Source organism: Parahoeflea halophila, from assembly GCF_900220985.1.
Lineage (GTDB): Bacteria > Pseudomonadota > Alphaproteobacteria > Rhizobiales > Rhizobiaceae > Hoeflea > Hoeflea halophila.
The window spans coordinates 67,657-85,753 of the sequence record NZ_OCPC01000005.1; the positions used below are offsets into that span (position 1 = coordinate 67,657).

General features: G+C 61.0%; 16 protein-coding genes. 3 read left to right on the forward strand and 13 right to left on the reverse strand.

The window, feature by feature from the left end; translation table 11 throughout:
* The first annotated feature begins 192 nt into the window (after positions 1-192).
* Positions 193-1,671 (forward strand): NAD-dependent succinate-semialdehyde dehydrogenase, encoded by a 1,479-nt coding sequence (locus tag CRO46_RS15750; RefSeq protein WP_097108764.1) that lies wholly within the window; start codon positions 193-195, stop codon positions 1,669-1,671.
* Between the two features lie 67 nt (positions 1,672-1,738).
* Here CRO46_RS15750 and CRO46_RS15755 read toward each other — a convergent pair whose 3' ends face one another.
* The 3 genes from CRO46_RS15755 to CRO46_RS15765 form a co-directional block, all read right to left on the reverse strand.
* A complete protein-coding gene (locus tag CRO46_RS15755) occupies positions 1,739-2,548 on the reverse strand; it encodes a hypothetical protein (protein WP_097108765.1) in 810 nt (269 codons plus the stop codon).
* Between the two features lie 74 nt (positions 2,549-2,622).
* Positions 2,623-3,705: an endonuclease/exonuclease/phosphatase family protein gene (locus CRO46_RS15760; RefSeq protein ID WP_097108766.1), complete on the reverse strand. Its 1,083-nt coding sequence runs from the start codon at positions 3,703-3,705 to the stop codon at positions 2,623-2,625.
* The gene (locus tag CRO46_RS15765; RefSeq protein ID WP_097108767.1) at positions 3,702-3,977 is read right to left on the reverse strand and encodes a hypothetical protein; all 276 of its coding nucleotides are present in this window, start codon (positions 3,975-3,977) and stop codon (positions 3,702-3,704) included. The genes CRO46_RS15760 and CRO46_RS15765 overlap by 4 nt, the downstream gene beginning before the upstream one ends.
* A 196-nt stretch (positions 3,978-4,173) precedes the next feature.
* Between CRO46_RS15765 and gntA the strand changes: the two genes are divergently transcribed.
* Positions 4,174-4,833 (forward strand): guanitoxin biosynthesis heme-dependent pre-guanitoxin N-hydroxylase GntA, encoded by a 660-nt coding sequence (gene gntA, locus CRO46_RS15770; RefSeq protein WP_097108768.1) that lies wholly within the window; start codon positions 4,174-4,176, stop codon positions 4,831-4,833.
* Between the two features lies 1 nt (position 4,834).
* On the forward strand, positions 4,835-5,425 hold the full coding sequence (locus CRO46_RS15775) for a DUF1989 domain-containing protein (RefSeq protein ID WP_097108769.1): 591 nt from the start codon (positions 4,835-4,837) through the stop codon (positions 5,423-5,425).
* Positions 5,426-5,428: 3 nt separating this feature from the next.
* Here CRO46_RS15775 and CRO46_RS15780 read toward each other — a convergent pair whose 3' ends face one another.
* The 10 genes from CRO46_RS15780 to hutI all read right to left on the reverse strand — a co-directional run bounded on the left by CRO46_RS15780 (position 5,429) and on the right by hutI (position 18,026).
* Complete coding sequence (locus CRO46_RS15780) at positions 5,429-7,027, reverse strand: TRAP transporter large permease (RefSeq protein ID WP_097108770.1); 1,599 nt, start codon at positions 7,025-7,027, stop codon at positions 5,429-5,431.
* Between the two features lie 4 nt (positions 7,028-7,031).
* Positions 7,032-7,844: a TRAP transporter small permease subunit gene (locus CRO46_RS15785; RefSeq protein ID WP_179759090.1), complete on the reverse strand. Its 813-nt coding sequence runs from the start codon at positions 7,842-7,844 to the stop codon at positions 7,032-7,034.
* Positions 7,845-7,936: 92 nt separating this feature from the next.
* Positions 7,937-8,971 carry a TRAP transporter substrate-binding protein gene (locus tag CRO46_RS15790; RefSeq protein WP_097108772.1) on the reverse strand — a complete coding sequence of 345 codons (1,035 nt, stop codon included), beginning with the start codon at positions 8,969-8,971 and terminating at the stop codon, positions 7,937-7,939.
* Between the two features lie 611 nt (positions 8,972-9,582).
* Entirely contained in the window at positions 9,583-11,133 is a 1,551-nt protein-coding gene (locus tag CRO46_RS15795; RefSeq protein WP_097108773.1) for a TRAP transporter large permease, read from the reverse strand.
* Positions 11,130-11,642, reverse strand: coding sequence for a TRAP transporter small permease subunit (locus CRO46_RS15800; protein ID WP_097108774.1), 513 nt, complete (start codon positions 11,640-11,642; stop codon positions 11,130-11,132). Before CRO46_RS15800 ends, CRO46_RS15795 begins: the two co-directional genes overlap by 4 nt.
* 64 nt (positions 11,643-11,706) lie before the next feature.
* Positions 11,707-12,795, reverse strand: a complete 1,089-nt coding sequence (locus tag CRO46_RS15805; protein WP_097108775.1) for a TRAP transporter substrate-binding protein — start codon at positions 12,793-12,795, stop codon at positions 11,707-11,709.
* A gap of 23 nt (positions 12,796-12,818) precedes the next feature.
* Positions 12,819-14,501, reverse strand: coding sequence for a urocanate hydratase (hutU, locus tag CRO46_RS15810; RefSeq protein WP_097108776.1), 1,683 nt, complete (start codon positions 14,499-14,501; stop codon positions 12,819-12,821).
* Positions 14,498-15,298 carry an N-formylglutamate deformylase gene (hutG, locus tag CRO46_RS15815; protein ID WP_097108777.1) on the reverse strand — a complete coding sequence of 267 codons (801 nt, stop codon included), beginning with the start codon at positions 15,296-15,298 and terminating at the stop codon, positions 14,498-14,500. The genes hutU and hutG overlap by 4 nt, the downstream gene beginning before the upstream one ends.
* A complete protein-coding gene (gene hutH / locus CRO46_RS15820; RefSeq protein ID WP_097108778.1) occupies positions 15,295-16,836 on the reverse strand; it encodes a histidine ammonia-lyase in 1,542 nt (513 codons plus the stop codon). The genes hutG and hutH overlap by 4 nt, the downstream gene beginning before the upstream one ends.
* The gene (hutI, locus tag CRO46_RS15825; RefSeq protein ID WP_097108779.1) at positions 16,833-18,026 is read right to left on the reverse strand and encodes an imidazolonepropionase; all 1,194 of its coding nucleotides are present in this window, start codon (positions 18,024-18,026) and stop codon (positions 16,833-16,835) included. Before hutI ends, hutH begins: the two co-directional genes overlap by 4 nt.
* Between the last annotated feature and the right edge of the window lie 71 nt (positions 18,027-18,097).

Here is an 18,097-nt window from a genome sequence, read left to right on the forward strand (position 1 = left end):
TCTCTCGCTACTTTTGCAACCTTGAAGCGCGCGAACAGGAAAAGGACTTGATCCCGCTCACGTGTGGCGTCTATGCCAATGTCATCCGCTTTCGGTCGCCGGCCGCCATTCAGGCTCTGGCGCACCAGAAAGCACCGGACCTTCTCGAAGCGTCCGTCCGTGAAGTCATGCAGGAATTGGAGCGACCGCATTATGAGCAGCAAACCCCTTACCGAGATGCTGAAAGACCCGAGCCTTCTCGTAACCTCGGCCTATGTCGCCGGCTCCTGGATGGAAGCTGCACCAGGCGGCAAGACCTTTGACGTGCTGAACCCCTCGACCGGCGAGCTGATCACCGCGCTTCCGGACCTTGGCGTCGAGGAGGCAAAGGCATCGATCGATGCGGCCTATGTGGCGCAGAAGGACTGGGCCGCAAAAACCGGCAAGGAACGCAGCGCCGTCCTGCGCAAGCTCTACGATCTGATGGTTGCCAATGCCGATGATCTGGGTGCCATCCTGACTACCGAGATGGGCAAGCCGCTGGCTGAAGCCAAGGGCGAGATCCTCTACGGCGCCAGTTTCATCGAGTGGTTTGCGGAAGAAGCCAAGCGGGTCTATGGCGATACCATTCCCGGTCATCAGCACGACAAGCGCATCATCGTGATAAAGCAGCCCGTCGGTGTGGTTGCCTCGATCACGCCATGGAACTTCCCCAACGCGATGATCGCCCGCAAGCTCGGACCGGCGCTGGCCGTGGGCTGTGCGTTCGTTGCAAAGCCCGCTGCCGAGACCCCGCTGTCCGCGCTGGCGATGGCGAAGCTTGCCGAAGAGGCTGGCCTGCCCAAAGGCCTGCTCAGCGTCATCACCTCGAAATCGAGTGCGGCTATCGGCCAGGAATTCTGCTCCAACGACAAGGTGCGCAAGATCACGTTCACCGGCTCCACGGAAGTTGGCCGCATCCTGATGCGCCAGTCCGCAGACCAGATCAAGAAGACCTCGATGGAGCTTGGCGGCAATGCGCCGTTCATCGTTTTCGATGACGCCGATCTCGATGCCGCGGTCGAAGGAGCAATGATCTCCAAGTACCGCAACAATGGCCAGACCTGCGTCTGTGCCAACCGGATCTATGTCCAGGCCGGGGTCTACGACGCTTTCGCTGAAAAGCTGGCCGCAGCGGTTGGCAAAATGAAGATTGGCGACGGTTTCGCCGAGGGCGTGACCACCGGTCCTCTGATCAGCGAGGATGCGGTGTCCAAGGTTGTCGAGCACATCGAGGATGCCAAGTCGAAGGGTGCAAAGGTGCTCACCGGCGGCAATCGCCATTCGCTCGGCGGCACCTTCTTCGAGCCGACAATCCTCACCGGTGTCACCCGCGAAATGCAGGTGGCAGGCGACGAAACCTTCGGTCCGGTGGCGCCGCTGTTCAAGTTCGACAGCGTGGAAGATGTGATCGAACAGGCCAATGACACGATCTTCGGTCTGGCGTCCTATTTCTATGCCAGGGACCTGAGCAAGGTCTGGCGCGTGGCGGAAGCGCTGGAATACGGCATGGTCGGCGTCAACACGGGTCTGATTTCGACGGAGGTCGCTCCGTTCGGTGGCGTCAAGCAGTCCGGCCAGGGTCGCGAAGGCTCGAAATACGGTATCGAGGACTATCTGGAGATCAAGTATCTCTGCTTGGGCGGCATCTGACTTGCACAGCGCTGACCGGGTCACGGGAAGCTCCCGCGACCCGGACAGCCGATCACGCAGTCATGCTTCAGCGGTTCATCGTGCTGAAGCGTGAGGCCCACTCCTTCATCGCCGCGGGGAACTGGTCGGGATCAGAATCGGCATCAATATCGAGATACGGCAGCTCCCCGAGCAGCTGACGGTAATGGTGGGCTCTCTGGGTGTCGCCCGCCACCCGTCGTGCCAGCCATTCGAGGCTCATCGGAACACTTCGTTTCCCGTGCATCGGGGTGTAGTAGAGCGCCAGCGGCGACGCGTTCAGCCGGGTACAAATATCTGCCAGTGCGGGCATCAGCAGGTCGTCATTGGACGGATCGGCAGGATCCCGCACTCCGATCAGCGCGGAAAAGCTCCGTCCGGCTGCCACAGTCTGGGTCACGTTGAGAACAAAAGTGACAGACAACGTGAGTACGATCATTCCGTTGACCGCGGCAACCACCGTCAGATTGTCCCATAACGTGGTCGCTGCACGAACGTTGGAAGATCCTACCGTCGACAGGGCACTGCCGACATAGGCGTAGGCTTGCAGCCAGTTTGCAGCCTCCCCGGTCTCCTTGAGCACAAGGTTGTTCGCCTCGCTGCGAAAGATGAGAAGCCAGCCAAGAGAGGTCAGGGCTATCCAGCTTAGTGCCAGCCCGCTCATCACGAAGGGACCCGCAACGCGCAGCACCATGTCCTGGCCCATGCGGGAAGCGAGAAAGCGGAAGGCCGTCCACAGGCCCATGGCGATCCGGGTGGTCACAGGACCGGTCTGGTTGGCGCTGATCGTGGAATAGGCGATATCGAATACGATCACCACAAGAAGGGAAAACCCGGCGGCCAACAGGATCAGGTTCACGATGTTGCTCCCTTGCCGGAGTTGAGGCGGGGCCGCTCGACGTAGCTTCAGCAGCTCCGATTGCCAGTCCGGTGTTACGACTCCCAGTCAGTTCCCGCAGGCGGACGCGACCGGTTGCTTTCCACTTCGACGGCTTCATCCGCTTCTTCGAGGTCCTCGCGCGAAGGTGCTGAAGGCGGGTCGTTGCGGCTTTTCTCCGCAGTCAGCGCCAGGCGGTAAAACATCGGAAAATGATCGGAGCCGACAAATTGCTGCCGCTCAATCGACACAAGCTGGAAATCGCGCGAGTGGAAAATATGGTCAAGCGGCCAGCGCAGGAACCAGTACCGCGCGTCAAATGAGTTGAACATGCCACGGCCCTGGCGTGGATCAAGCAGTCCGGAGATCCGCAAAAACCGGCGCGTGGTACGCGACCAGGCGACATCGTTGAGATCGCCTGTCACGACCACCGGAAGCGGTTCATCGCGGGCGAGCTTGGCAGCCACAAGGATCTCCGCATCCCGACCAAGTGTATCGCGGGTAGGCAAGGGAGGCTCAGGGTGCAGCGCGATGATGCGGACGTCCCGTCCCCCAGGCAGCCGCGCGACGCAGGATATGCTTGGCACCTCGTCGTTGAGCAGGAACTGGATCTTGCTCTCGCTCAGCGGCAGGCGGCTGGCGAAGACCATGCCGTAACTGTCGTCCTGCGGTTGCTCGATCCGTTCGCGGAAATCCGAAAGACATGGCCGCAGAGCATCCGCCCAAGCCTGGTCGGTTTCCATGAAGACGGCGACGTCGGGCTGACGCTGGTTGACCAGGTCAATAACGCGCTGGTAGTCGCGATTGCCCTGTTTGACGTTGCAGGCAAGCACGGAGATAGTTGGCGCTGCTTCGCCGCCTTTGAATTGCGCGGTCTGCACCGGCCAAAGTGGCGTGAAGCGAACCACGTAGGCAAGCTGGATCGCCCCCGCGACAGCGGCCATCAGCGCAGCCGCAACGAGCACCCTGCTATCCAGCCCGGCAACTGCCGATGCAAGGATCACGAGTGCAGATACCGCAATGGCCTGAAGCCTGCCAAAGTCGAAAGAACGGACCATGCCGTGGCCGAACGGCAGCAGCGGAATGAGGCTGGCCAGCAGGCAGATCGCAGCAAGTGTGACGAGAACCCCGGCGATCACGTATACCCCCCAATCCCCGGAAGCCTGAATGTCATCCCAAGCGAGGCCGCGCGCTCGCGCTGTTCCATTGCGCCGTATTCCGGTGTTAGTGGACACTGACGTGCGAGCGAGGCGCGCAGGCTGCTGCTCCCCGGCGCCAACAGGGGATCAATCTCTGCGCGCCCGGCGGCGACGGCGGCATCTCTGCGGTTGAAGGGACCGGTATAGCGACTTCCAAGCTTGTAGTACCAGCCGCCTCTCCAGTTCTCGATTTCAAACAGGGTCTCTCCCATTGCGGTGTCTCCAGCGTCTTGAGCATGGATACCAACGCCGCACACCGCTGCTGGTTCCCCAATCGGTTAGCCGCATATCAAGTGCTGAGCACTTGACTGCCTGGCGCCGCGAGAAATCTCTGGAACTTCCTCACCCGGAAGTCGTTTAGCTCTGCAACCTGCCTGAACAGGCCCTTGGAGAGTGAGACCAGTACCGATGACCGACATTTCCAAGTCATTTCAGCAATTCATTCAGAACGCCGAATTTCCCTGCGTCGGCGCCAAGTCAGCTCTTGCCCGTGACGCCTTATCGGTGCTGCCGGTGGGCAAAATTGACAGCGCGACAGACGATGTGGAGATCCACCGCGCCCTGCGGGATTTCAGTGACAAGCTTGACCACGATAGCCCCATCGTGCGCTCATTTGTGGTAATTTTTGACGGTCCCGACGGGCTAGATGAAGAGGCTTTCGAAAAGGCCCTGTGGAACCGGCTGCAATGCCTGCACAATCTGGACGTTGTCAGCGGCCAGGCTTGGAGTGAGGCCGTTGATCCGGATCCGCAATCGCCCCACTTCTCGCTCAGCGTCGGCGGGGAGCCGTTCTTTGTGATTGGCCTTCACCCGAACGCATCGCGCCCCGCGCGGCGCTTTGAGAAACCGGTGCTGGTGTTCAACTCGCACCTGCAGTTCGAGAAACTCAGGGCTGATGGGCGTTTCGACAAGATGAAGGAGATCATCCGCAAGCGCGACGAGGCGTTGGCCGGCAGCATCAACCCGATGCTCAATGATCACGGCGAAGCCTCCGAAGCCCGTCAGTACAGTGGACGCGCTGTCGATCCGGAATGGAAATGCCCCTTTGCACACAAGGAAGTAGCCTGAGATGACCAACCGAATTCCCCCGCGCAGCGGCACCGCCTTCGAACTGAAAAAGGGTCAGCTGCTCACAGTTGTTGATCCGGAAGGCGAGCAGGTCTCCGACCTTGTCGCCTACAATGCGGAGGATACAAGGGAGTATCTCTCCTCCGGCCGCTCGATCGACTATGCCGGACGAATGTTCCTGACCACCGGCGACATCCTTTATTCGAACCGTTCCGTTCCTATGCTCAAGATCGTCGAGGACGAAGTTGGCCGGCATGATTTCAGCCTGACGCCCTGCTCGCGCGACACTTTCCGCATCATCTATGGTGACAAGGACCCGCATCACGGCTGCCAAGGGAACCTGGAAAACGCACTCGCGCCCTACGGCATCGGCCCGGATGCGATCCCGACTGCCTTCAACGTGTTCATGCATGTGGCGGTCGACAGCGACAGCGGCGAAATCAAGGTGCTGCCGCCGAAGAGCAAACCAGGACAGAAAACCGTCTTCCGGGCTGAAATGGATCTGATCATCGCAATGACCGCCTGCTCCGCCGGGCAGTCAAACAATTTCCGCTACAAGCCGATCGACTTCCGGATAGACAATGCCGCGTGAAAATCAGCCGGCGATGAAAACTGTGACGATCTGGGGGAATACCAGCAACATCGCCAACGCCAGAAGCTGCAGCCCTATGAAGGGCAGAAAACCGCGGAAAATGTCGATCAGCGTGATGTGGGCCGGCGCCACCGATTTGAGGTAGAACGCCGCCGGCCCGAACGGCGGAGACAAGAACGACACCTGCATGTTCATGCAGAACACCACGCCAAACCAGATCGCAACATATTTCGGATCGATCGAACCGAGGAAGCCGATCTCCTCCACTGGCAGGCGCTGCACGATGGGCAGGAACACCGGCATGATCAGGAGCACGATGCCGACCCAATCCATGAACATGCCCATGATAAGGAAAATCAGCATCATCAGCAAAATGACCCCCATCGTCGGCAGATCGGCTCCGATGATCAGGTTGGCGACATAGGTCGGTCCGCCGACCAGGGTATAGGCTGCGGCGAGTGCGGCTGCACCGATCGTGACCCAGATGATCGTGCCGGTCGATTTCATCGTCCGCATCAGCGAATCCCAGACCACGTCGAAACTCATTTCGCCGCGGGCCAGGCTGATCAGGAACACCGCAATGACACCCATCGCCGCGGCTTCGGTGATGCCGGTGATGCCGCCATAGATCGACCCGAGCACCACACCGATGACGACGATGGGGGCCACCAGCCCCTTGCCCATGGTCCAGCCTGTCAACACCCGTTCCCGGCCGAAACCGAACTGCAGCGCCAGCGCCCCGGCGACAAGAATGCCGAGAAAATAGGGAATATGCGTCACCATGCCGAGGGGAATCGGATCCACTCCCTCCAGCACCACATTGCCGCCGGTTACGGTCTGGAACAGGGCCCTTACCAGCAGCAGAGTGGTAGCGCCCATTACCATGATCGTGAGGAAAGCGCCGAACAGGGCCAGCTTCTCACGGCCTTCAGGGTCGTTTGGATCGGGTTCGGGAAGCGGCGCCTGATCGGGGTTCAACCGGGTACGTATGATGATGTAGATTATGAAGAACGATGCCAGCATGAGCCCGGGCAGGAAAGAGGCCGTAAACAGCGCCTTGATCGAGGTTTCGGTGATCAGACCATAGAAAATGAGGACGATCGAGGGCGGGATCATGGTTCCCAGCGACCCGCTGGCGCAGATGGTGCCGATGGCCAGGTTCTGGTTGTACCCGAGGCGCAGCATCTGCGGCAAGGCAATCAGTCCGAGCAACACGACTTCGCCACCGATGATGCCGGACATGGCGGCCATGATCACGGCCATGACCGAGGTGACGATGGCGATACCGCCCCGGGTCCGCGAAAGCCAGACATTGAGTGAGGAATACATATCCTTGGCAATGCCGCTTCGTTCGAGCAAGGCGGCCATGAAGATGAAGAGCGGCACCGAGATCAGCACGTAATTGGTCATCTGGCGATAGATCGCCTGGCCAAGGACCGCAAACGGCCCACGCCCGAAATCGCGGAACAGAAGGTCCGGCCCGAATTTCATCAGCAGCACGGCACCGGCCAGCGCAGCGGACGCAAAGCCGAGCGGCATGCCCATTGCCAGAAGTACGAAGAGACCGACCAACAGCAACAGCGACAGTGTGCCAATATCCATCCATCTAGTCCTTGATGCTGCGGCGAATGATCTCGATTTCGCTCTCGTCGATTTCATCTATCGGCGAATGATGTTCCGGCATCTTTTTCCAGTCGGCAATCAGGTTGGAAAGCGCCTGAACCGCGACAAGAAGAATGATGAACAAGATGGCGGGCTTGATCGTCGCCGGGATCGGTGGATCCCAGGCGGTGCCGAATGTTTCCCAGCGCAGGATCTTGTCGCGGGATTCATTGTAGCCGCCCCAGATCAGCATGAAGGTAAAGGCCCAGATCAGAATCACCGAGACGACGTCGGACAGCTTCTGCAGCCAGCGTGGAAACAGGTCATAGACCACATAGATCCTAATATGGCTGCGCTGCTGCATGGCGTAGAGGCCTGCAAGCAGAAACACGAATCCGGCGATCCAGAGTGACAGCTCGTTGGCCCACAGCGTCGGCTTGGTAAAGACGTAACGCGAGACCACCTCGTAAAACATGACCAGAACGATCACCGCCGTGGCGATCATCGACAGGCGCGAGCAGATCAGGCTGACCACATCGAAGAAACCTTTCGCTTCCGGCTCAATCATGCCGCGCGTGTCGGAGAAGTAAATGCTGGCCGATAGCAGGGCAACAAAACCTACGATCATGGTGAGGGCGACGGAGGGTATTTCGCCGGGAGAGAGAAACTGCTTCAGGCCGATGCCGGTGCCAAAGAACAGGGTGCCCGTGATCAGGAAGAACGACAAAGCCCCCGTCGCGATGGTGCTGGCGATCATAAGCTTGCGCATCGGCTGGCGAAGCGGACCCAACCACACGCTCTCCCTGCGATCTGTCATGCCTGAGACCCCTGCCCTGTTTTCACTAGCTGCGGCGGACAGGCGGGCTCCAGGAGAGCCCGCCTGTCGTCATCTGGGAGTGGCCGTGATGACTACTCGATCTTGCCGGTGCGGCGCAGGAAGTCGTGGTGAGCTTCCACAAGAGCCTTGGCTTCAGGCGTCTTCTCGGCCCAGCCATCCCAGGCACGCATGGCGCCGGCTCGGAACGCGGCGCGATCTTCGGGGCTCCAGTCGTAGAGTGTCACACCTTCGCTCTTGAGCTTGGTGGCCGCCTCGAGATTGGCGATATCGAAGGTCATAGTGGTCTGCAGGGCCAAGGCCTGCGTTGCCGTGTCGATGATTGCCTTGATGTCGTCGGGGAAGCTGTTCCAGACATCAAGATTGAAGGTCACGTGGTCGACCGGCATCGAGTGGAAACCGGGGAACGTGGCATGCTTGACGATGTCGTAGAGCCCCAGCCCGACATTGTTGGCCAGGCTTGATGCGTCGGCACCGTCGATGATGCCGGTTTCCAGTGCGGTAAAGATTTCGGTGAAATCCATCACGATCGGTGATGCGCCGAGTTCAGCGAAGATCTCGGTCTCAAGGCCCGGTGGCGAGCGGAACTTCCAATCTTTGAGGTCCTCCAGGCCCCGCAACGGCTTGGAAGAGGACATGGCTTCCTGGCCACCAGCCCACCAGCCAACAAGGTGCATGTTGTAAGCATTGTAAAGCTCATTCGCCGCTTCCCGGCCGCCGCCATTGTAGAAAAAGCTGTAGAGCTCATAGGGATTGTCATAGCCGCCCATCGGGTCGCCAACGAACTGGAAAGCCGGGTTCTTGCCGGTCTGGTAGGCGCCGCCATGCATCTCGCCATCGATGATTCCGGTTGCAGCAGCATCGAACCCTTCGACCGACGCGACAACGGCGGACGACCAGAACATCTCGATCTTGACCCGGCCACCGGACATTTTCTCGACATTGTCGATGAAGCCCTGTGCGAGCTTGCCCGAAACGGTTTCCGGTGCGTAATGGGTCTGCATACGCAGATTGAATTCCTGAGACAGAGCGGTCGTCGACGTGACCGCCATCATGGACAATGCCGCCAGTCCCATGAACGCAGTGGATAGAACGGTCCCCTTGTTCATTATGCTTTCTCCTCCTAATGGTGCTGTGACCGCACCCTCCCAGATGCCACGTCCTGCGGCGATCTTCTCCCAATATGCCCGATAGCTGCCTCCCAGCGCTGCGAGCGATAACTTAATCGCATGAGCCAGCTGGTGGTGACCGCAGGCGGATTTTTCGGCCGGCTCCACTGGCACCAGCCTCCGTGCCGCGCCAGTGTCTGTTCAATTCAGATTTTGTGGCCGTCCCCCGCGGCGCCTCCACCATGACCCTGATTTCAATACTGTTTACGAGCAACGTCTTATTTGTTGGACAATTGAAGGCTATATAGCTTGGCTTCGGGTGTCAATCAGCGGCGAAGTATCGGATTAAGCTCGCAATTCATCATTCCAATGACTATCATCCCACAATAATCGTGTGGCGCAATCGCCCGGCTCGCGCGGGCTGCTTCATCAACTGCGTCTTGGTGAGCCTATGGAGGCGTGGAGCTGCGCGAATGCCTTCGTCGGCGGTCGAGACAGCAAACCTGTCGCTAAACCAGATCCGGCGGAAACCCAGTCAGCGTAAATGCTTCATTTTCTTTTTTCTCGCAATTCCGGACGCGAAACCGGTTCCCAGTCCAGCTGGAATTACTCTAGAAAATCGCACCAGGAAGCCAGGTTGCCAATTGCGGCAACAGCCAGACCAATGAAATGCCGACAATCTGCAATCCGATGAAAGGCGCCACGCCGGCATAGATCTGGCCGGTGGTGACTTCAGGTGGTGCTGCACCACGCAGGTAGAACAGCGAGAAGCCGAAGGGTGGCGTCAGGAAGCTGGTCTGCAGGTTGATCGCCAGGAGCACGCCAAGCCAGATGGGGTCATGTCCCATTATGATCAACGGCGGCGCGATCAGGGGCAGCACGATCACAGAGATCTCGACGAAATCGAGAAAGAAACCGAGCACGAAAACAAAGGCCATGCAGAACAGCAGCGCGCCCATCGGTCCGCCGGGCATATTGCCCAGGATATGCGCCACCCGCTCTTCTCCGCCCAGTCCGATGAAGACCAGCGAGAACATGCCGGCTGCCAGAATGGTGGCGAAGATCATGGCGGTCATGGTCAGAGTGGAGTCGACCGCCGCATGCAGGGTTCGGGTGCGCAAGGTTCCGCGCAGGGCAGCCAGGATCGCGGCCGCTCCGATGATGGCCAGGAGAATGTAAAACCCGCCTGCCGTCAGCGACGCAGCTCCCAGATCGCTGCGCTGCAGCCGAACCGGAAACACCCCGGCAAGCACGCCCAGCGCGATCAGGGCTGCAGCACCACCGAGGATGATCTTCGGGTTGGTTCCGGTTCTGATGCCAGCCATCAGCAGCGCGCCGATGGCGCCGACGGAGGCTGCTTCGGTGGGTGTTGCGACACCGCCAAGAATGGCACCGAGAACGGCAATGATCAGCAGAACCGGTGGGACGATGGCCGAGACGACCTCGCGCCGGTCAGGCCTGGGCGTGTCGAGCGTGGCCGGCGGCATGTCACCGGGCCGAATGAGGCCGCGAAACAGGATGTAGACCAGGTAAAGCAACACCAACATCAGGCCGGGAACGATGGCTGCGGCAAAGAACTGTCCGACGGAGAGTGCCTCGACCGAAAACTTGCCCTGTTCGTACTGCGCCTGCTGGTAGGCATTGGACATCACGTCGGCCAGGATGATCAGCAGTGTCGAAGGCGGGATGATCTGGCCCAGCGTACCGGCTGTGCAGACAATGCCTGAGGCAACGCGCGGATCATAGCCCGAGCGCAGCATGGTCGGCAGTGCGATCATTCCCATGGCGACCACAGTGGCGCCGACAATACCCGTGGAGGCGGCCAGCAGCGCGCCGACCAGCACCACGGAGATACCGAGACCGCCGCACAGCTGACCAAACAGCCGCCCCATGGTATCAAGCAGTTCCTCGGCGATGCGGCTCTTCTCAAGCACCGCGCCCATCAGCACGAAGAGAGGAATGGCGATCAGCACCTGGTTCGAGATCAGGCCGAATACACGCTGGCCGGTGGCGCCCATGAGCGTGATGTCCATCGCGCCCATCGCCCAGCCGAGATAGGCAAAGACAATCGCCACTCCGGCGATCGAGAACGACACCGGGAAGCCAAGCAGAATAGCGCCCATCAGGGCGGCGAACATGACGAGATCGAGATACTCGCTCATGCATCAGCCTTTGACGCGGACGTGCCAGGCAGCAGGAGGCGGATCAGCAAGGAGAGCGACTGCAGCACCAGAAGAATGCAGAAAGCGGGGATGAGAGACTTGAGGAGAAACACGGCTTCGATACCACCGACCGAAATTGGGCCTTCGAGAATTTTCCAGGAGTTTCTGACCGAGGGCCAGGACCAGTAGAGCAACACCAGCATCGACGGGATCAACAGGACCACATGGCCGAAAATGTCGATGCGGCGGCGGGTGGTGTCGGTTGCCTTGGCATAGAACACGTCGACGCGGACATGCTGATCCACCAGCAGCGTGTAGGCGGCACCGAGCATGAACAGCGTGGCATGCATGTAGAGCACGCTTTCCTGCACCGCGATAGAGTTGACGCCGAAGACATAGCGTCCGACCACGATGGCAAACTGCACCAGCACCATCATCAGCGCCAGCCAGCGAATGATGCTCGCCGTCATCAGGCTGATGCCGTCGAGAATGTCAGCCAATCGCTGCATGCAGTCCCCTCTTGCTCTGGAAGGCGGGCGCGGGATCCCGATCCCGCGCCAACCTTATCTTGTATCAGTAGCCCATGACAGAGGCGCGGGCGTTCATCTGCCCGTTGTCGGCATAGGTCATGTAACCACCTACCAGATCGCGGTAGGAAATGTAGCTTTCGGTGATGCGCTTGACCAGTTCATCATCGTTCTGACGCAGCTCGTCAACAACCTCTTCAGCCGCCTTGCCCATGGCCGCGATGACATCGTCAGGCAGCTTGCGTACATTGACGCCGTGCTCGGACACGAGGGTCTTGAGCGACTGGGCATGCTTGGTGGTGTACTCGGTCCAGACCGGGTTGTAGAGGCTTTCGCAGGCGAGCGAGACCACCTGCTTGAGGTCTTCGGGCAGCTCCTCGTAGGCCTTGGCATTGACGCCACACTCCTCGGCCGAAGACGGCTCACCGACACCCGGCCAGTAATAGTTCTTGGCAACCTGGTAGAAGCCGAGCGCGGAATCGGTCCAGGGGCCGATGAACTCGCCAGCATCGAGCGCACCGGTCTGCAGCGCCTGGAACATCGGCGGTCCGCCCATGGCTTCGGCGGCCATGCCGAGCTTGGTGGCCATCTCCGAGGCAAGCCCGGTGGTGCGGAACTTCAGGCCCTTGAGATCCTCGACCGAATTGATCTCGTTGCGGAACCAGCCGGCCCACTGCGGACCCGAGTTGCCGCACAGGAACGGCTTGACACCGAAGCGACCGTACATCTCGTCATAGAGCGCCTGGCCACCGCCATGCTGCATCCAGCCGAACTGCTCGTCGGCGCGCAGGCCGAAGGGCTGGGAGCCGAAAAGAAGGATGCCCTTGGACTTGGAGCCCCAATAGGCCGGAACAGCGTGATAAAGCTCGGCAGTGCCTTCGGAGACGGCATCGAAGACGCCGGGACCGGGGACGATTTCACCCGCGGCATAGAGCTTGACCTCGATGCGGCCGCCCGACAGGGTGGTGATGCGATCGGCCAGAAGCTGGGCGGCAACGCCCGGGCCGGGAAGGTTCTTCGGCCAGGCGGTCACCATCTTCCACTCGCGCTTGTCCTGCGCGATAGCCGGTGTTGCAAGTGTTGCAGCGGCTGCTGCTCCGGCGACGCCGGCCTTCAGGAATTTTCTTCTCTGCATGATCAGTCCTCTCAGTTTCGAGTTCACCCAAGTATTGCGGGCAGGTTGAGCCCGTGTTCGCGCGCGCAATCGAGCGCGATGTCGTAGCCGGCATCGGCATGACGCCATACACCGGAAGCCGGATCGTTCCACAGCACCCGCTCGAGCCGCTTGGCGGCCGCATCGGTGCCGTCAGCGACGACAACCATGCCGGAATGCTGGGAGAAACCCATGCCGACGCCGCCGCCATGATGCAGCGACACCCAGGTCGCGCCGGAGGCAGTGTTGACCAGGGCATTGAGCAGCGGCCAGTCGCTGACGGCGTCGGAGCCATCCTTCATGGCTTCGGTCTCGCGGTTGGGCGAGGCGACCGAGCCGGAATCAAGGTGATCGCGGCCAATGACGATCGGGGCCTTCAGTTCGCCGGACGCCACCATCTCGTTGAAGGCCAGGCCGGCGCGATGGCGGTCGCCAAGACCGATCCAGCAGATACGTGCGGGCAGACCCTGGAAGGCGATGCGCTCGCGCGCCATGTCGAGCCAGTTGTGCAGATGGGTGTTGTCCGGGAACAGCTCCTTCATCTTGGCGTCGGTCTTGTAGATGTCCTCGGGATCGCCCGAGAGCGCGCACCAGCGGAACGGGCCGATACCACGGCAGAACAACGGGCGGATATAGGCAGGGACGAACCCCGGGAAATCGAAGGCATTCTCGAGCCCCTCGTCCTGCGCCACCTGGCGGATATTGTTGCCGTAATCGAGCGTCGGCACGCCGGCATTCCAGAAATCCACCATCGCCGCAACATGCGCTTTCATCGAAGCGCGAGCGGCCTTCTCCACAGCCTTGGGATCGCTCTCCTGCTTTTCGCGCCATTCCGCGACTGTCCAGCCCTGCGGCAGGTATCCATGCAGCGGATCATGGGCCGAGGTCTGGTCGGTGACGATGTCCGGGCGGGGTCCACCGGCCTTCATGCGTTCTGCCAGTTCGATGAAAACATCGGCCGCGTTGCCGACCAGGCCGACGGATTTGCTTTCACCTGCCTTGGTCCACTTGTCGATCATGGCCAGGGCTTCATCCAGCGTCTTGGCCTTTTCGTCGACATAACGGGTGCGCAGGCGGAAATCGATGCGGGTTTCATCGCATTCGACAGCCAGGCAGCAGGCGCCGGCCATCACCGCAGCGAGCGGCTGAGCGCCGCCCATTCCACCAAGGCCACCGGTCAGGATCCACTTGCCCTTGAGGTCGCCGCCATAATGTTGCCGGCCGGCTTCGGCGAAGGTCTCATAGGTGCCCTGAACGATGCCCTGGGTGCCGATATAAATCCAGGACCCGGCGGTCATCTGGCCGTACATGGCAAGACCGCGCTTGTCGAGCTCGTTGAAATGGTCCCAGTTGGCCCAGTGCGGCACCAGATTGGAATTGGCGATCAGCACGCGCGGCGCATCCGCATGGGTGCGGACCACGGCCACCGGCTTGCCCGACTGGACCACCAGCGTTTCATCCCCTTCGAGGTTCTTCAGACTTGCGACGATCTGATCGAAATCCGCCCAGGTGCGCGCTGCCCGGCCAATACCGCCATAGACCACCAGCTCATGCGGATTTTCGGCCACATCGGGATGCAGATTGTTCATCAACATGCGCATCGGCGCTTCGGTGAGCCAGCTCTTTGCGGTGATCTCGGTGCCGGTCGGCGGATAGATGTCGCGCTGGTTGTGTCTCGGATTGGTCATGATCGGCCTCCCAATGATGCTGCAAGGTCAGCAACTGAATTCAGAATTGTCTTGAGGTGCACGCGCAGCCGCTCCGCTTTTTCGACATCATAATCGAAGGGAAGCTCTTCTGCGGCCAGATGCGTGCTCTGCGCCAGCTCCATCTGGATGGCGTGCATGTTCTCGTCCGGCCGTCCGTAATGCCGGGTGGTCCAGCCGCCCTTGAAGCGGCCGTTAAGCACGCTGGAATAACCTTCGGCGCCCGCGCAGATGCCCACCACCACGGACTCGATCACCGGGGCGCAGGTTTCGCCATTGTTGGTGCCGATGTTGAAATCGGGAAGCCGGCCATCGAACAGGTATGGAATGTTGGAACGGATCGAATGGCAGTCATAAAGGATGACGACGCCATGGATCGCGCGGACCCGCTCCAGCTCGGCTTCCAGCGCTGCGTGATAGGGCGCGTGCCAGGCCTGACGGCGGGCCTCGATCTCGTCGGCATCCGGTTCTTCCAGCCACAACGGCTCGCCGTCAAAGTTGGTCATAGGCACCAGCCCGGTTGTATTCTGGCCGGGATAGAGGCTTGCACCGGACGGATCACGGTTGGCATCGATGACGTAGCGATGGAAATTGGCGCGAACGGTGGTGACGCCGTCGAGCAGGCCGTCATAGAGCCGGTCGACATGCCAGTCGGTGTCGCCGAGCGTCTGGCCCAGCGGTGTCAGACGGGCGAAAATATCCTCGGGCACGAAGGTGCCGGTGTGCGGCAGTCCAAGCACCAGCGGGCTGTCGCCGCGTTTGATGTCGACCGGGGTCATGCCGCCTCCCCTTGGAGCAATTGTGCCACAGCGCACTCGTTCTGCACCCTGCCCTCGGCCACCAGTTCTGCTGCCTTTGCGATGTCGCCGGCCATGAATCGGTCGTCGGTGAGCGTGGCGATTTCGGTGCGGATCAGGTCCACCGCGCCCTGCAGCACAGGGCTCGTAGTCAGCGGCGCGCGAAACTCGACGCCCTGCGCGGCACAGATCAGCTCGACACCGATGATGACGTTGAGATTGCCGTTCATCCGCTTGAGCCTCCGCGCGCCGTGAGCAGCCATGGAGACATGGTCTTCCTGGTTGGCAGAGGTGGGCGTGGAATCGGTCGAGCAGGGATTGGCGAGATGCTTGTTCTCGCTCATCAGTGCCGCGGTGGTGACTTCGGCGATCATCAGGCCCGAATTGAGCCCCGGTTCGGGCGTCAGGAACGGTGGCAGATCGAAGGACAGGGTCGGATCCACCATCAGGGCAACGCGGCGCTGGGCAATGGCGCCGATCTCGGCGATGGCAAGGGCGATCTGGTCAGCGGCAAAGGCCACCGGTTCGGCATGGAAGTTTCCACCCGAGACGATCTTTCCTTCGGCCACAAGAACCAGCGGGTTGTCGGAGACTGCATTGGCCTCGATCTCCAGCGTCTTGCCGGCCTGGCGCAGCAGATCCAGGGCGGCACCCGCAACCTGCGGCTGGCAGCGGATGCAATAGGGATCCTGCACGCGGGTATCCCCGTCGCGATGGCTCTCGCGGATCACCGAGCCCTGCATAACCGCGCGCATGGCGCGGGCAATGTCGATCTGACCGCGATGTCCGCGGAAAGCGTGAATGCCTTCTTCCAGAGGCGCGGTCGAGCCCATGATCGCGTCGGTCGAGAGGCAGGACGAGACCACGCTCGCCTCAAGATTGCGGATGGCGCCGAAATAACCGACCAGTGCACATGCGGTGGAGAATTGCGTGCCGTTGATCAGGCCGAGACCCTCCTTCGGGGCCAGAACAGCGGGTTCGATGCCGGCCTTCGAAAGTGCTTCGGCGGCAGGCATGCGTTCGCCGCTGAACATTGCCTCGCCTTCACCGATCATGGCGGCGGCCATGTGCGCGAGCGGGGCAAGATCGCCCGATGCGCCGACGGAGCCCTGGCTCGGAACCACCGGAGTGACGCCTTGGCGCAGCATGCTCTGGATAACCGACAGCGTCTTCCAAGTGATGCCGGATGCGCCGCGACCGGCCGAGAGCAGCTTGAGCGCCATCATCAGTCTGGTGGTGGCGACATCGAGCGGTTCGCCGACGCCGCAGCAATGCGACAGGATCAGATTGCGCTGCAGCTGTGCGGTATCACCGGGCTTGATGCGCACGCTGGCGAGCTTGCCGAAACCGGTGTTGACGCCATAGACCGCCTCGTCGCCGGCTGCGGCTGTGCGAACCAGTTCCGCCGCCGCCTCGATTGCGGGCATGGCGCTGTCATCAAGACTTGCAGCGGCGCCGCTGCGCCAGATCTGTTCGAGCTGGTCAAGCGTCGCCTGACCGGGAATGAGCGTCAGCGTCACAATGCGCCTCCAAAAATCCGCTTCCAGAGCGGGTTGTATCCGATACGGTAGGCCAGTTCCGCCGGGTGCTCGACATCCCAGACAGCGAGGTCGGCGCGCAGGCCGGACTTGATCTGGCCGGCATCTTCAAGGCCAAGAGCGCGGGCGGCGTTCCGGGTCACGCCGGCAAATGCCTCTTCGGGCGTCATCCGGAACAGGGTGCAGGCCATGTTCATGCTCAGAAGCAGTGACGACATCGGCGAGGACCCGGGATTGCAGTCGGTGGCAACCGCCATCGGAACTCCGGCCTTACGGAAGGCTTCGATGGGCGGCGCCGCAGTCTCCCGCAGGGTGTAGAAGGCGCCGGGCAGGATCACGGCCAGGCTGCCGGCTTTAGCCATGGCTGCGGCATCTTCTGCCGTGGCATATTCGAGGTGATCGGCAGACAGCGCGCCGTACTGAGCAGCCAGCTTCGTGCCGCCGAGATTGGAAAGCTGTTCCGCATGCAGCTTGACCGGGATGCCCAGCGACTTGGCCTTGTCGAAGACGCGGGCGATCTGGTCCGGCGTGAAGGCAATGCCCTCGCAGAACCCGTCAACCGCATCGACCAGCCCTTCGGCATGGGCTGCCTCGAGCGCCGGGATGCAGACATCGTCGATATAGGCGTCCGGCCGTCCCTTGTATTCAGGCGGCACGGCATGGGCGCCGAGGAAGCTGGTCCTGACCCGCACCGGGCGGCTCTCAGCAACGGCTCTGGCAGCGCGCAGCATTTTCAGCTCATTTTCAGCATCGAGGCCATATCCCGACTTGATCTCGATGGTGGAAACGCCCTCGGCGATCATCGCGTCGATGCGGGGCAAGGCATCGGCAAGCAGTTGCTCCCGAGATGCGGCGCGGGTGGCGGCGACCGTGGAGACGATGCCGCCGCCTGCGCGGGCGACTTCCTCGTAGCTTGCACCTTCAAGCCGCATCTCGAATTCACGGGCGCGGTTGCCGCCGTGAACGACATGGGTGTGGCAATCGATCAGCGCCGGAGTGACCAGCCGGCCTTCCAGTTCATGACGTTCGTCCTGCCCATACTCGCCCGGCAGATCGCTTGCAGGTCCGGCCCAGGCGATCTGGCCCGACCGGATTGCGACAGCCCCCTGCTTGACCAGCCCGTAAGCTGGCGAGCCATCCATGGTCGCCAATGTCGCGTTGATCAGAAGCATGATTTCGCCGTTGTTATGTCCGTGTTATTGGACTATAAGTATATACATAAAAACCTGTCAAGAGGCGTATC